The sequence below is a fragment of the Polaromonas sp. P1_E12 genome (assembly GCF_056405975.1).
This window is the reverse complement of record NZ_JBFUBB010000005.1, coordinates 260,482-273,961: the sequence shown is the minus strand read 5'-3', so window position 1 is coordinate 273,961 and position 13,480 is coordinate 260,482. Positions and strand designations below refer to the sequence as shown.

General features: G+C 65.6%; 14 protein-coding genes. 3 read left to right on the top strand and 11 right to left on the bottom strand.

What is annotated here, in order from left to right; translation table 11 throughout:
* Positions 1-100: 100 nt before the first annotated feature.
* Positions 101-859 (bottom strand): Crp/Fnr family transcriptional regulator, encoded by a 759-nt coding sequence (locus tag AC1D13_RS15965; RefSeq protein ID WP_477667433.1) that lies wholly within the window; start codon positions 857-859, stop codon positions 101-103.
* 78 nt (positions 860-937) lie between these two features.
* Between AC1D13_RS15965 and AC1D13_RS15960 the strand changes: the two genes are divergently transcribed.
* Positions 938-1,345, top strand: coding sequence for a BLUF domain-containing protein (locus tag AC1D13_RS15960; RefSeq protein ID WP_457282479.1), 408 nt, complete (start codon positions 938-940; stop codon positions 1,343-1,345).
* A 12-nt stretch (positions 1,346-1,357) separates the two neighbouring features.
* On the opposite strand, the gene AC1D13_RS15955 is transcribed toward AC1D13_RS15960, so the two are convergent.
* On the bottom strand, positions 1,358-2,347 hold the full coding sequence (locus tag AC1D13_RS15955; protein ID WP_477689882.1) for an MBL fold metallo-hydrolase: 990 nt from the start codon (positions 2,345-2,347) through the stop codon (positions 1,358-1,360).
* Between the two features lie 233 nt (positions 2,348-2,580).
* Entirely contained in the window at positions 2,581-3,135 is a 555-nt protein-coding gene (locus AC1D13_RS15950; protein ID WP_477689881.1) for a gluconokinase, read from the bottom strand.
* 141 nt (positions 3,136-3,276) lie between these two features.
* Here AC1D13_RS15950 and AC1D13_RS15945 point away from each other — a divergent pair, with 141 nt between their 5' ends.
* Positions 3,277-3,738, top strand: a complete 462-nt coding sequence (locus tag AC1D13_RS15945; protein ID WP_457282476.1) for a TfoX/Sxy family protein — start codon at positions 3,277-3,279, stop codon at positions 3,736-3,738.
* A 68-nt stretch (positions 3,739-3,806) separates the two neighbouring features.
* Here the strand turns inward: AC1D13_RS15945 and AC1D13_RS15940 are convergent, their stop codons facing one another.
* On the bottom strand, positions 3,807-4,436 hold the full coding sequence (locus AC1D13_RS15940; RefSeq protein WP_457282475.1) for a DUF2917 domain-containing protein: 630 nt from the start codon (positions 4,434-4,436) through the stop codon (positions 3,807-3,809).
* 161 nt (positions 4,437-4,597) lie between these two features.
* Between AC1D13_RS15940 and AC1D13_RS15935 the strand changes: the two genes are divergently transcribed.
* Entirely contained in the window at positions 4,598-5,581 is a 984-nt protein-coding gene (locus AC1D13_RS15935; protein ID WP_457282474.1) for a LysR substrate-binding domain-containing protein, read from the top strand.
* A gap of 238 nt (positions 5,582-5,819) precedes the next feature.
* On the opposite strand, the gene AC1D13_RS15930 is transcribed toward AC1D13_RS15935, so the two are convergent.
* Genes AC1D13_RS15930 through AC1D13_RS15900 form a run of 7 tightly spaced genes read right to left on the bottom strand, consistent with a single transcriptional unit; the run spans position 5,820 to position 13,289 of the window.
* A complete protein-coding gene (locus tag AC1D13_RS15930) occupies positions 5,820-7,289 on the bottom strand; it encodes an N-acyl-D-amino-acid deacylase family protein (protein WP_477689880.1) in 1,470 nt (489 codons plus the stop codon).
* Positions 7,286-8,197, bottom strand: a complete 912-nt coding sequence (locus tag AC1D13_RS15925; RefSeq protein WP_477689879.1) for a MurR/RpiR family transcriptional regulator — start codon at positions 8,195-8,197, stop codon at positions 7,286-7,288. Before AC1D13_RS15925 ends, AC1D13_RS15930 begins: the two co-directional genes overlap by 4 nt.
* Entirely contained in the window at positions 8,198-9,496 is a 1,299-nt protein-coding gene (locus AC1D13_RS15920; RefSeq protein ID WP_477689878.1) for an amino acid deaminase, read from the bottom strand.
* Positions 9,493-10,470 carry an ABC transporter ATP-binding protein gene (locus AC1D13_RS15915; RefSeq protein WP_457282618.1) on the bottom strand — a complete coding sequence of 326 codons (978 nt, stop codon included), beginning with the start codon at positions 10,468-10,470 and terminating at the stop codon, positions 9,493-9,495. The genes AC1D13_RS15920 and AC1D13_RS15915 overlap by 4 nt, the downstream gene beginning before the upstream one ends.
* Positions 10,471-10,478: 8 nt before the next feature.
* Positions 10,479-11,510 carry an ABC transporter ATP-binding protein gene (locus AC1D13_RS15910; protein WP_457282470.1) on the bottom strand — a complete coding sequence of 344 codons (1,032 nt, stop codon included), beginning with the start codon at positions 11,508-11,510 and terminating at the stop codon, positions 10,479-10,481.
* Complete coding sequence (locus AC1D13_RS15905) at positions 11,507-12,346, bottom strand: ABC transporter permease (protein WP_457282469.1); 840 nt, start codon at positions 12,344-12,346, stop codon at positions 11,507-11,509. The genes AC1D13_RS15910 and AC1D13_RS15905 overlap by 4 nt, the downstream gene beginning before the upstream one ends.
* Position 12,347: 1 nt before the next feature.
* Positions 12,348-13,289, bottom strand: coding sequence for an ABC transporter permease (locus AC1D13_RS15900; RefSeq protein ID WP_457282468.1), 942 nt, complete (start codon positions 13,287-13,289; stop codon positions 12,348-12,350).
* Positions 13,290-13,480 lie beyond the last annotated feature (191 nt).

The window sequence follows — 13,480 nt, the reverse complement described above, 5'->3', positions numbered from 1 at the left end:
AGCCGGATGCGGGCCGCATTTGTCATCCGCCCCATGGCCTTGTTGTCAGCGACCGCCTACACGCCTGAACCAAGCTGGAATCAGATGAAATCAGATGAAATCAGAGTAAAGGAACCTGCGCAGGCGGCGTGTCGTAATAGTCGGCAATGCGCTCCAGCGCGCGGGTATTGAGCAACCGGAGCTGCCCATTTTCAATCTCATGCAGGCCCAGCTGGCGCAACCGCCTGAGCGTCTTGTTGGTATGCACCAGCGACAGTCCCAGCGCGTCGGCAATATGCTGCTGGTTGATGGGAAACCCTATCCAGCCTTTTTCAGCCATGCCCACGCGTTCCAGCCTGCGGTACAGGTGCATCAACAGCATCGCCACGCGTTCGGTGGCGTTGCGCCGGCCGGCCGTCAGCAGATGGTCATCGACCATACCTTCCTCGCGCGCGCCCATCCACGTGATGTCGTAGCCCAGGCTGGGGTGGTTGCGAAACAGTTCCCACAGACCGTCCCGCGGAAACACACAGAGGCTTACATCCGTCACGGCCTCGATGCCGTGCATGGCGCCGTCCGCGAACTTTTGCTGCAGGCCGATGAAGTCGCCGGGCAACAGGAAATTGAGGATTTGCCGGCGGCCGTCGCTCAGGGTTTTGTAGCGGAAGGCCCATCCCGAATACAGCGTGAAGAGCTTGCCGTTGGGTTTTTGTTCATACAGGATGGTGCCGCCCGCCCGCACTGCAGAGGTGCCGGTGCGAAAGGCTTCGATGAACGCCAGTTCCCCATCGCTGACAGGCATGAAGGCCCCGGTCCTGCGCAGCCCGCAGGCATTGCAGTGAGGCGGACAAATCGATGACGTTGGCGCTGGAATGTTCATAAAAGGAGCATCTTAGGTGCATTTGGCTGTGTCTTTTGACATTGTGAAAAGCCGGACCGCCCGCTACATTCTGCCGCCATGACGCCAAAAAGCCCCACGTTGTATGAAGTTCTTTATGTCAGTACCCTGGCGCCCGAAGCGCCGCTCAGCGTCGTGGCGAACATCGCCGTCAAGGCCCGCCAGGCCAACGCGGAGCAGGACATCACCGGGCTGCTGATTTTTGACGGCATGCGCTTTTGCCAACAACTGGAGGGCGGCCAGAAACAGGTGCTGACGTTGCTGGAACGCATCCGCCAGGACACCCGCCACATCAACATGCAGGTTCTGCACCATGGCGAACTGGCCGCCCGGCGATTCCGGCGCTTCAGCCTGGGCTACTGCCTGGTCGAGGATGAGGACGTGCTGGAGCGCATGGAAACCCTGGACGACCAAGCCGCGCTCGATGCCTTTGTGGGATTGCTTTCCAGGCTGGACCTGGATTCCTGAACGCGCCGGGCTTCAGCCCTGCAGCGCCTGCCACATTTCCTGGTCGCGTTGGGCTGTCCAGATACGCGGGTTCTTGATGCCGCTGGCTTCGTCAAACGCCCGGCTGACGTCAAACGGCAGGCAGTGCTCGTAAATAAACACATGGCCGAAGATCGGGTCCATGCTTTTGCGGGTGTGGTCCATGGCGGCTTTGAGGTCCATGCCGGCGGCGGCGGCTTCTTTGCCCGCCTGGTACAGGGTTTCGACCCAGCGCTTCGTATAGTCCAACGCCTTGTTGACGTTGGCCGCGCCCTTCATGGCCTCGCCGCGGCCGGGCACGATGGCTTCGGCTTTCAGTGCGCGCAGGGCTTCCAGTGTGGCGGGCCATTCCTCCAGCTGGGCGTCGCCGGTGTAGACGCCGGCCTCGTACTCGACCAGGTCGCCTGAGAACAGCACTTTTTCTTCTTCGACCCACGCAATCGTGTCGCCGCGCGTGTGGCCGGGGCCCGGGTGCCAGACTTGCACCTTGACACCGCCCAGGTCCAGCACCAGCTTGCCGGGCACTTCGCCCTTCACCGGATTGCCGCCTTCGATGACCAAAGTCGGCCAGGTCAGGCCGGGCACGCTTTCGGCGTTGCGAAAGAGACGCGGAAAGCGCTCCATCTCGCTTTGCATGTCCTGCGCGCCGCGCTCGACGATGAGTTCGTACGTGCCCTGGCTGGCGATCACTTCCGTGGCGCCTTCCGCAAGGTAGGCACTGGCGCCCAGCACCCGGACCGCGTGATAGTGCGTCAGCAGCACATATTTGATGGGCTTGTCGCTCACGGTGCGGATGCGGGCGATCAGGTCCTGTGCCATGGCCGGGGTGGCGGTGGCGTCGCTCACCATGATGAATTTGTCGCCAATGATCACGCCGGAATTGGGGTCACCCTCGGCGGTATAAGCCCAGCAATGTGCGCTGAGCTGCTCAAAGGTGATGACCTTGTCGGTGAGATCGGACTGCGAGGCGAAGGCTTTGGACATGCGGTTCCTGTGTTTGGGACGCTGCGCCGGCGGTTCAGTGAACCCGGCGCCAGTTTTGGGTCATTTTACTTAAACGTAATGCATTACGGATAGTTAAACCAATACCCTGCCCGGCAAAAACGATTTTCAAGATTGCTACTTATTTGATAGCTGCTCGCGCTCGTCCTGATTGGCCTGCGAGGCAATTTGATGCCAGAAAACGGGGCCTGCAGGCGAGGCCTGGCGGCAGGGCTCTACCCGCGGATTTCCAGCCAGGCAACTGCGCTGTCGGCCAGGGCTTCCAGGGAAGCATTTCCGGCCAGGGTCAACACACCCGGCTCGGCCGAAGGATCCTGCAGCGCCTCAAACTGGCTGGCGACCAGGCTGGGCGGGTAAAAGTGGCCCGGGCGCGCGGAGACGCGCCGCAGGGATTCAGCCTGGCTGATGGCCAGGTGCACAAACTGCAGCCCGGGCACGGCGCCGCGCAGGCTATCGCGGTAAGCGGCCTTGAGGGCCGAGCAGGTCAGCACGACACCGGCGGGGTGGCGTGCCAGTTCCACACCCAGCTGGCGCAGCCAGTCAACGCGGTCTTCGTCCGTGAGGGGAATGCCTTGCTGCATCTTCTGGATGTTGCCGGGGGGATGGAAATCATCCCCTTCGATCAGCGGCAACACGAGCTGGTCGGCCATCAGACGCCCGACCGCCGACTTGCCGCAGCCGGCCACCCCCATGACCACCACATGGACCGGCGGCCCGGCGTGGCGCACACCGGGCGCGGAGAAGGAGTGGGTCTGGGAAGCTGGAGCCATGCCCAAATTATCGCGGCCCGCCGCGTCTTTGCGCGTCGCGCCTGCGATATCTGCCAGACGTCGGTTTTTTGAACAAAGCGACAGCCACGGCGCGCTGCGCTCGCCGCAACACAATTGCGCCGGGTTTGGTATGGTTGCGCGATGGCCTCTTCCAGGAATGATTTTGCGACCTACTGCTGCGAGCTTTTGTCAGGCGTCGGGCCCTGCACGGCCAGGCGCATGTTTGGCGGGTTTGGCATCAGCACCTCGGGACTGACGCTGGCCCTGGTGGCCGACCTGGGCGGCGGCGAGAAGCTGTGGCTCAAGGCGGATGCGGAGACCCGCAGCCTGTATGAAGCCCATGGCTGTGAGCGGTTCACCTATGAAATGACACGCAATGGCGTCAGTGCGCCGCACAGTCTCAACTACTACGCGGCACCCGAAGAGGCGATGGAGTCGCCCGCCGTGATGCTGGAGTGGGCGCGTGTAGCGCTGGAGTGTGCGTTGAAGGCGCGTGCGGCCAAGGCGACCAAAGCGCCCAAGACAGCGAAGGCGAGGAAAACGCCAAAGGCGCCGGCAACCAGGACCGCCAAAACGGCCAAGCCCCGAACCAGGCGCCCATAAAAAAACCCGCAGCCTTGCGACTGCGGGTTAAACGGTTTTCCCGGAGTAAAACTGTTGGCTATCTGCGCTTAGACCAGGTTGGACATGGCCAGCACGTTGTAGTTGCGCGGCTGGAGCTGATTGTCCCTGTAGGCGTCAAAGTCGTGGCCGGTGACGTGAGGCCGGGCGCGGGCAGTGACGAACACCAGGGCAACGGGGGTCAGCACCGCTTCAACAGCGGCGACAGCACCCATCGCCAGCCCGCGGACCAGGCGGCCGAGGGCGCTGGTGGCCAGGCCGAAGGCGGCACGCAAGTCACCCAAAGGCTGCATCACGCCGGCGCGCCAGCCGGAAGTCTCTTTCATCTCGGGCACTTTGGCGCAGGCCGTTGCCGGCTCCCAGCTGAAATAAGCGGAAGCAGCGTGACCAGCGCTGAAGGACTCCATCACCAGCGACTCACCCGCCCGCAGCGAAAGGCTTTCGCCCCGGCTGAGGAAATGGTCGCCGGCACGGACCTGGATGTCCTGGCTGGCGGAGTCGAAGGTGGCCCAGACCCGGCCATGCGCAATTCGCAACACCCCGGCCTGCGAGGCACGCAGCGTCAGCGCTCGGCCCGCGCCCAGTTTCCAGAAGCCCGCCAGGCCGGCCACATGGCCGTTGGTGGCATCGGAAGCCTGTTGCAAGAAACGATCTCCTGAGAGGTGAGCTGCGTGGTCCATGGTGTTCTCCTAAAAAGGCACAAAGTGAGTGATGAGGGTTGAATCATCTCGCCACGGGCTTGCACAGTCCAATGAAATCGCGGTAAGCTATTGATTCCATAATCGCATCAATCAATTAGGCCCGAATTGCCCTATTTGGCCTTTTTCACCCCCACACTGTCATGCTCCATTCACAAACACACTTGCGCTCCCGGCCGATTTCCGCCGGCCAGTTAAGGGCTTTTGAGGCCGTCGCCCGCCACCTCAACTTCCGCGCTGCCTCGGAAGAGCTGGCCCTCACCCAGTCGGCCGTGAGCCGCCAGATCCAGGGCCTGGAAGAAGACGTGGGCGTGAGCCTTTTTCACCGCCACACGCGCGCCGTGGAGCTCACCACCGCCGGCGGCATCTTGCTGCGGGCCGTCACGCCGTCGCTGGAGCGCATTGACAACGCCGTGCGGCAGATACGCCAGACCGCCGGGCGCAAGAGCGTGTCGCTCACCACCTTTGCCTCGTTTGCCTCGATGTGGCTGATCCCCCGGCTGGAGGGCTTTCAGCGCGACAACCCCGACATCGACATCCGGATTGATGCGTCGGACGTGGCTGTTGACCTGGACATTTCAGACCTGGACCTGGCCCTGCGTTACGCCCCGGCCAGCCACATGCCACCAGGCGCCATACGCCTTTTCGGCGAGCAGATCACGCCGGTGATCAGCCCCTGGTTGCTTAAAAGCGGGCCGCGCCTGAAGAAACCCGACGACCTGGCGCAGTTCACCTTGATTGAGGCGGGCGACGCCCATCAGACGCACCTGGAATGGCTGACCTGGCGCCGCTGGCTGGAAGAGCACGCCAGCCCCAAGCTGGAAGCCAAGCGCTGGCTGTACTTCAACTACGCCTACCAGATGGTCCAGGCGACGCTGACGGGCCAGGGCGTGGTGCTGGCGCGGCTGCCACTGATTGCCGAAAGCCTGGCCTCGGGCGATCTGGTGGAGCCGCTGCCGCAAATGCGCATGGAGTCTCCGATGAGTTATTGGCTGATCATCGGCCCGCGCAATGTGGCCCGGCCCGAAGTGCTGGCGTTTTGCGACTGGCTCAAAAGCCAGGCCGCGCTGACGCGCGAGGCGATCGGCGATGTGCCCGACCCCGACACCGTGGATTCCCTGGACTAGAAACAGGGCCCCCACGCTCCCCCACTTCGTGTGGGTCGCTGCCCCCCGAGGGGGTCGCCCGCCTGTGGCCCGGCAAAGCCGGTTCCACGGCTTATGCTGGGCTTAAGAGTTCATTGAGTACAGCGAGCGGGGCCCCATGCAAGCAGGGGCCGCGGGTCCGGCTTCGCCGGCCTCAGGCGCCGCCCCCTTGAGGGGGGAACAGGCTACACGCAGTGAGCCTGGACGGGGGTGTTTCTTATTACACATGCCGTTTCAACAAGCGCCCGGCGCGCGCCTGCACCCTGACGCTGGCCGCATCAGCAGCGCCGGCAACGTAGGCCAGTTCGCCGTTCACAAAGACTTTTTCAATGCCTTCCGACAGCGCGATGGGGTTTTCGTACGTTGCCACGTCGCGCACACGGACCGGGTCCAGCACCACGACATCGGCGTACCAGCCCGGCTGCAACTGGCCGCGCTGGTGCAGGCGGAAGTTGCGCGCCGACAGACCGGTCATCTTGTAGATCGCGGTCTCCAGCGAAAGCAGCTGCTGCTCGCGCCAGTAGCGCGCCAGCACCCGCGGGAAGGCACCCCACAGGCGCGGGTGCGGATGCTTGTCATGCGGCAGGCCGTCGGATCCGATCATGGAAAGCGGATGCGCAATGACGCGCCGCACATCATCCTCGTGCATCTGGAAATAGCAGGCCCCGCCGGGCTGCAGGCGGCGGCAAACTGTTTTCTGGTCGACGCCCCACTCAGCGGCAATCGACGCCAGGGTGCGACCCATCATTTCCGGGTGCGGGGCCGACCAGCTCACCAGCACGTCAATAATGCCGTCGACCAGGTCTTCGCGCAGCACGGTCGAGCCGGCCACATAGGGATAGACATCCATTGCGATGTCCTGGCGCTGCGCCAGCGTGTCGATCAGCGGCAGTGTCTCCTGCGTGCGGCCCCAGTTGGCCGGGCCGGCGCATTTGTGATGCGAGATCACCAGCGGCACACCTGCCTCGAAGGCGCAGCCGGCGGCCTCGTGCATGGCCTCCAGGATGTCGGCCATCTCCGAGCGCATGTGGGTGGCGTAAATGCCGCCGTACCGCGCGACGACGCGCGCCAGCGCTGTCACCTCGGCGGCCGGTGCCGGCATGGCTTCGGCGTAAAAGAGGCCCGACGACAGTCCGATCGCGCCCTGGGCCATGCATTGCTCCAGCAGGGTGCACATGGCGGCCACTTCGTCGGCGGTGGCTGGCCGGTTGAGGTCGTCCACGCAGGCATAGCGCAGCGTGGTGTGGCCGATCAGCGGCGCTACATTGACGGCCGGCTGCGCTTCGGCTACGGCCTGTGCGTAGGCCTCCGCCGAAGGGTATTTAAACGAATTTCCGAGCAGGGTGAGGGCGCCCTGCGGCTCCTTCACCACGAAGGGCGCGACCGACAGGCCGCAGTTGCCGGTGACCACCGTGGTGATGCCCTGCGACAGCTTGGGAAACATGCCGGGCGCGTTCAGCACGATAGCGTCGTCGTGGGTGTGCACGTCGACGAAGCCGGGCGCAATCACCAGGCCGCTGCAGTCGTACACCTGGACATCGGACAGAGACAGGCCATCCGGCAGGCCGCGGCGCAAGTCCGGGCCCATGGCCACAATCCGGTCGCCCGCCAGCAGAAGGTCACCTGGTCGTCCAGCCGCGCTGGTGCCGTCCACCAGCAAGCCGTTTTCCAGCAAGGTGGCGCGCGTCATCGTACTTTTCCCATGGTGAGCTTGACGCCTTCGTCCCAGTCCAGCCGGGGATGGTGGTGCATGTCCACGCCGCGGGTTTCCAGCGTGCGCTGGATGTTGGCCAGCCGGTTCACGGCCTTGTCGCCCAGGCGCTGTGCCACCAGCACGGTGAGGATCTCGATCACCGTCAGGTGCGCCAGGTAAGCCTCGGGGCCCACCGGCATCACCGGGTCGGGCGCCACTTCCACGCCCAGCACGATGTCGGCCAGCGCCGCGAGCTGCGAGCCGGGCTGCGTCAGCGCGATGATGGTGGCGCCCTGCGAGCGTGCCACGTCCACCGCCTCCAGCAGCGAAGGCATGCCGCCGACGTGGGTGATGGCCATCACCACGCCGCGCGGGCCGATGGTGGCGGCCGAGATCAGCTGCAGGTGCGGGTCCAGGTAGCTGTTGGAGGCCACGCCCATGCGGTACAGCCGCGCCTGCAAGTCGGAAGCCATGAAGTTGGAGGTGACGCCGACGCCGTAGCAGTCCACCCGGGCGCCGTCGACGATGGCGTCGGCCGCCGCCTGCACTGCCTCGACATTGAGCTGAGCCTGCACGCTGTTGATCACCGTGGTGGCGCCGCGCGTCACCTTGGCGATGACCTGTCGGGTGTCGTCATCGATGCGCACGCGCCGGTTCAGTGGCGAGCCGCCCACCGCCAGCTCTTGCGCCAGCGCCAGCTTGAACTCGCGCAGTCCAGGGTAGCCCAGGTCGCGGCAGGTGCGCATGATGGTGGGGACCGAGCTGTTGGCGCGCTGGGCCAGGGTCTCGAAGGTTTCGTCCAGCACGCGCTGCGGGTCTTCCAGGATCAGGGCCAGCACGGTGCGCCGCGCGGCGGGCGCGCGGTCCATGATCTCGGCAATTTTTTCAAGAACGCGTGGGGTCATTTAAAAGCAGGTGACGATGGCGTCACACACGTTGTTTTGTTCGTCCACCACCGGCATCCAGCGCCATTTATCAAAGGTGGTGCAGGGGTGGGAGATGCCCAGCGCGACCAGGTCGCCCACGCGCAGGGCCTGGTGTTCCGGGCCGCTGCCGGCCGGGGTCGCGTGGCGGAGGTAGGCGTGCTGGTCGTTCAGGCCGGCGATTTTCCAGTCGGCCGGCGCCGGCGTCATGGCGGTCTCGCCTGCCCGGCACACGCCCAGGGGCACGGGAAGCTCCAGGTCGTAGGAGATGTCGCGCTTGCCCACCGCGAGAATGGCCAGGCCCGGCTCGGGGCAGGATTGCACCGCCGCCCACACCTGCATCGCCGCGTGCAAGCCATGGCCGCAGCCCATGCGCGCGGCGACTGTATTCATGAAGCGGTGGTAGGTGCCATGGTCGTGCGTCACATAGCAGCCCGAACGCAGCAGGCCTTGCACGGGCCGCGAGAGTTTCATCTTCAGGTGTTCGGCCACCAGATCGAAGATGGCGGAGCCGCCGGCCGTGAGGAGGATTTCATCCGTTTCGAACAACTGCTGCTCGTCGCAGGCTTGGGCGATGTCGCGCACACGTTGCATCAGCGCATTGGCGTAGGCCTTGTCGGCGTCCGACTGGCCGGTGGCGCCCAGACCCTCGTAGCATTCGATGCCGACCAGCCGCGTGGCCGTGCCGCTGCGCAGGCGCTTGGCCAATGCGAGCGCCTGCTCTTGGCTGCGGCAACCGGTGCGGCCGCCGTCCACGCCGATCTCCAGCAGCACGTCGAAAGGCTCAGCGTGTGCATTCACCGCATGCCAGGCTTCAATGAGTTCTGCCTGCGCCAGGGAATCCACCAGAAAAGCCACGCTCAGCCCGGCATTGGCACGCTTGAGGTCGGCTATGCCCTGCAGGTCCACCGACTGGAACACCTGGTTGGCGATCAGGCAGCGCTTCGCACCGGCCGTCACGCCCGCGCGCAGCTGCGTCACGGTGGCGAAGGTCAGGCCCCAGGCGCCGGCATCGAGCTGGCGCCGGAACAGCTGCGGCGACATGGTGGTCTTGCCGTGCGGAGCCAGGCCCACGCCGTGGCTGCCGGCGAAACCCTGCATCCATTGCAGGTTGCCGGCCAGGGCGTCCCGACGGATCACGGCCAGCGGCAACGGCAGGTCGCCGCGCAGCACGTTCCAGCCCTGGGTGCCGACGGCCGAGCGGCGCAGCGGCGGGCTGTGGTGCGGAAAGCCCTTCCAGGAGGCGTCGAGCAAAGGGTCGAGAATATCTTGCAGTGTCATGGTGTCGTCAATGATTCGATGTCGTCTCGGATACAGGCTTTGAGGCGGCCGCCGCCCATGTCGCGCGGCTCCGGCCGCGTCTCGGCACAGGCGTCAATGGCATGCGGGCAGCGTGTGCGAAACACGCAGCCCGAAGGCGGGTTGAGCGGGCTGGGCATGTCGCCTTTCAAGGGCACATGCACCATCTTCAGCGCCGGGTCGGGCTTGGGCGAAGCGGCCAGCAGGGCCTGGGTATAGGGATGCAGCGGCCGCGCGAACAGCTGCGCCGTCGGCGCCACTTCCATCACCCGGCCCAGGTACAGCACAACCACCCGGTCGCACAGGTATTCCACCACATCCAGGTCATGCGAGATGAACAGCATGGTCAGCTTCAGGCTGTCGCGCAGGTCGCACAGCAGGTTGACCACCTGCGCCTGGATGGACACGTCCAGTGCAGAGAGCGGCTCGTCGGCCACGATGAATTCGGGCTGCACCGAGAGGGCCCGCGCCACGCCGATACGCTGGCGCTGGCCGCCGGAAAACTCGTGCGGGTAACGCGCCGCGTGCTCGGGCGGTAGCCCCACCAGCTGCAACAGCTCGGCGATACGCTGCGCAGTCGCCTCCTTGCCTTTGGCCAGGCCGTGCACCTGCAACGCCTCGCCCAGGATGTCGCGTACCCGCATCTTGGGGTTCAGGCTGGCGTACGGGTCCTGGAAGATCATCTGCAGCTTGCTGCGCAGCGCGCGCATGCGGCCGCTCGATGCTGCGCCCAGGTCCTCGCCGCGGTAGCTCACTGTGCCGCCGGTGCTGTCGACCAGGCGCAGCAGGGCGCGGCCAATGGTGCTCTTGCCCGAGCCCGATTCGCCCACAAGACCCAGTGTCTCGCCGGGATGGATCACGAAGGACACATCGTCCACCGCGCGTACCGGCCGCACGGAGGAACCGAAGAATTTCTGCAGGTTGCGCACCTCGATCAGAGGTGTGACGGCGGGCATCTGTGTGCTCATGCGGCCTCCGGCACCAGGATGCAGCGGGCGCTGCCGCCGGCTTCGTCGTTGCGCAACGCCGGCATGGCGTCGCGGCAGGCCGCGATGGCCTTGTCACAGCGCGGCTCGAAGGCGCAGCCCGGTGGCGGCGCCAGCGGGCTGGAGACCTGGCCGCGGATGGCGTAGAGCCGGCGCTTGCCTCCCGCCGCATGCGGGCCCTCGCCGTCCCCTGCCGGCGCCCGCCCGCGCTGCTGCGCCGGCAGGCAGGCCAGCAGGCCCTGCGTGTAAGGATGCTGTGGCCGTGCGAACAGGTCGTTGACGGGCGCGGCCTCCACGATGCGGCCGGCGTACATCACAGCCACGTCGTCGGCATGGTGGGCCACCACGCCCAGGTTGTGGGTGATGAACAGGATGCTCATGCCGGTCTCAGCCTGCAGCCTGCGCATCAGCGCCAGGATCTGAGCCTGGATGGTCACGTCCAACGCGGTGGTGGGCTCGTCGGCGATCAGCAGCGTCGGGTCGCAGGCCATGGCCAGCGCGATCATCACCCGCTGGCGCATGCCGCCGGAGAGTTGGTGCGGGTATTCATGCAGGCGCTGGGCAGCCGCCGGGATCTCTACCAGCTCCAGCATGCGCAGGGCCTGGGCCAGGGCGGCCGCATGGCCCAGGCCCTTGTGCAGGCGGAGCGTCTCGGCCACCTGCTCGCCCACGGTGAAAACCGGGTTCAGGCTGGTCATCGGCTCCTGAAAAATCATGGCCACCTCGTTGCCGCGGATGGCGCGCATGCGCGGCTCGGGCAGCGTCAACAGGTCCAGTGTCTCGCCGGCGCGGTTGACGAACAGGGCCTGGCCGCTGACCTGCGTCGATGCGGTTCGCGGCAGCAGGCGCATCAGCGTCAGGCTGGTGACCGATTTGCCCGAGCCCGATTCGCCGACGAGGGCCGTGGTCTTGCCGGCACGGATGTTGAAGCTCACGTCGGCGACGGAGCGGATCAGGCCTTCGTCGGTGTCGAAGAAGGTGGAAAGGTGGCGTACTTCAAGACGGTTCACATCGATTTCCGCAGGCGCGGATCCAGCAGGTCGCGGATGCCGTCGCCCAGCAATTGGAGCGACAGCGCGGTAAGGATGATGGCCAGGCCCGGGAACAACACGATCCACAGCGCCTGGTGGGCGTATTGCTGGCTGCCGGCGACCATGGTGCCCCAGGTCGGGATTTCGGGCGGCACACCCACCCCCAGGAAAGACAGCGCGGCTTCCGCCAGGATGGCATAGGCGAAGATGAAGGAAGCCTGCACCAGGATCGGCGACATCAGGTTGGGCAGCACATGGCGCCAGAGGATGCGCACGGTGGAGACCCCGACGGCGCGCGCCGCTTCCACAAACAGCAGCTCGCGCACCACCAGCGTCGAGGCGCGCACCACCCGCGCCACGCGAGGCGTGTAGACCAGCACCAGGGCCAGCACCACGTTCAGCATCGAGGGGCCGAGAATGCCGACCAGGGCGATTGCCAGCAGGATGTCGGGAAACGACATCATCGCGTCCACCACCCGCATGACGGGCGCGTCAAGCCGTCGAAAGAAGCCTGCGACCAGGCCAAACAAGGTGCCGGCCACCACCGAACCCAGCGCCGTCAGCAGCGCGATGGTCAGGGAATATCGGCCGCCGAAGGCGATGCGGGCAAACAGGTCGCGGCCCAGTTCGTCGGTGCCGAACAGGTGGCTGGAAGAGGGTTGCGCGAGGCGCTGGCTCACGGCGGTCTCGTTCGGGTCCAGCCCGCTCAGGGGGCCGGCGAAGAGTGACACCAGCACCACCACGACCAGCGCGATGGCCGCCGCCAGCACGATGCGGCGGCGAAACAGCTTGCGCAGAATAAGAGGAAACTGCATGTCAATACTTCACACGAGGGTCAACGACCGTGTAGAGCAGGTCGATGGCGAAATTGATCACCACGTAGATCACAGCCACCACCAGCAGCGCACCCTGGATCACCGGGTAGTCGCGCCGGATCACCGCGCTCACCACCAGGTTGCCCACGCCGGGTAAGCCGAACACCGTCTCGGTGACCACCGCGCCGCCTATCATCAGCGCCACTGTCAGGCCGAGCACGGTAACGATAGGCACCAGCGCATTGCGCAGCGCATGCTTGAGCACCACCACGTTTTCCGAAAGTCCTTTGGCCCGGGCAGTGCGCACGTAGTCCTCGCCCAGCACATCCAGCATGGAGGCGCGGGTGAAGCGGATGATCAGCGCCGAATTGAGCACGCCCAGCACCGTGGCCGGCAGCACCAGGCAGTGGATGCGGGCCGCCAGCGAGGCGCCCGGCTCGCCATAGCCCGAGACCGGAAACCAGCCCAGCGAGACTGCGAAGATCTGCATCAGCACCAGGCCGAACCAGAAGCTGGGGATGCTGGCGCCCAGCATGGCAAAACCGGTGAAGGCCTGGTCGACGGCCCTGCCGCGATACACGGCCGAGACGATGCCGCAGGGCACGCCGATCAGCGCGGCAATGGCAATCGCCATCAGCGAGAGCAGGGTCGTGGGCTCGGCCCGCTCCCACAGCGCCTGGGTTACCGGCCGTTGCAGGAAGATCGATTCACCCAGGTTGCCGCGCGCCAGCTCGCGGACCCACAGGCCGAACTGCACCGGCAGGGGCTTGTCCAGGCCATAGACCTTCTGCACGCGCGCGATGTCCTCGGCCGTGGCCTGGTCGCCCAGCAGCACGGCGATCGGGTCACCCGGGGCGGCGCGCGTGAGAATAAAAACCAGCACTGCCACGATGGCCATGACCACCAGCATGCCGCCCAGCCGGGACAGGAGGTACCGTGTCATGACATTGCTCTATTCATAAAGGGGGAAATCTCTTTATCCATCCAAGGGCGTCCTGTCAGCAGCACTAAACCCGGTCCGAGACGAAACGAAACAAGCCAGTCAAGTCGCGGAACCGGCTTTGCCGGACCGCAGGCGGGCGGCCCCCATACGTGAGGAAAGGGGCAGCGCGCCGCAGGCTCGCAGTGGGGGAG

Bases quoted from the DNA above. Each gene is read 5' to 3' on its own strand.
- AC1D13_RS15965 (WP_477667433.1), bottom strand. From the start codon at position 859: ATGAACATTCCAGCGCCAACGTCATCGATTTGTCCGCCTCACTGCAAT.
- AC1D13_RS15960 (WP_457282479.1), top strand. From the start codon at position 938: ATGACGCCAAAAAGCCCCACGTTGTATGAAGTTCTTTATGTCAGTACC.
- AC1D13_RS15955 (WP_477689882.1), bottom strand. From the start codon at position 2,347: ATGTCCAAAGCCTTCGCCTCGCAGTCCGATCTCACCGACAAGGTCATC.
- AC1D13_RS15950 (WP_477689881.1), bottom strand. From the start codon at position 3,135: ATGGCTCCAGCTTCCCAGACCCACTCCTTCTCCGCGCCCGGTGTGCGC.
- AC1D13_RS15945 (WP_457282476.1), top strand. From the start codon at position 3,277: ATGGCCTCTTCCAGGAATGATTTTGCGACCTACTGCTGCGAGCTTTTG.
- AC1D13_RS15940 (WP_457282475.1), bottom strand. From the start codon at position 4,436: ATGGACCACGCAGCTCACCTCTCAGGAGATCGTTTCTTGCAACAGGCT.
- AC1D13_RS15935 (WP_457282474.1), top strand. From the start codon at position 4,598: ATGCTCCATTCACAAACACACTTGCGCTCCCGGCCGATTTCCGCCGGC.
- AC1D13_RS15930 (WP_477689880.1), bottom strand. From the start codon at position 7,289: ATGACGCGCGCCACCTTGCTGGAAAACGGCTTGCTGGTGGACGGCACC.
- AC1D13_RS15925 (WP_477689879.1), bottom strand. From the start codon at position 8,197: ATGACCCCACGCGTTCTTGAAAAAATTGCCGAGATCATGGACCGCGCG.
- AC1D13_RS15920 (WP_477689878.1), bottom strand. From the start codon at position 9,496: ATGACACTGCAAGATATTCTCGACCCTTTGCTCGACGCCTCCTGGAAG.
- AC1D13_RS15915 (WP_457282618.1), bottom strand. From the start codon at position 10,470: ATGCCCGCCGTCACACCTCTGATCGAGGTGCGCAACCTGCAGAAATTC.
- AC1D13_RS15905 (WP_457282469.1), bottom strand. From the start codon at position 12,346: ATGCAGTTTCCTCTTATTCTGCGCAAGCTGTTTCGCCGCCGCATCGTG.
- AC1D13_RS15900 (WP_457282468.1), bottom strand. From the start codon at position 13,289: ATGACACGGTACCTCCTGTCCCGGCTGGGCGGCATGCTGGTGGTCATG.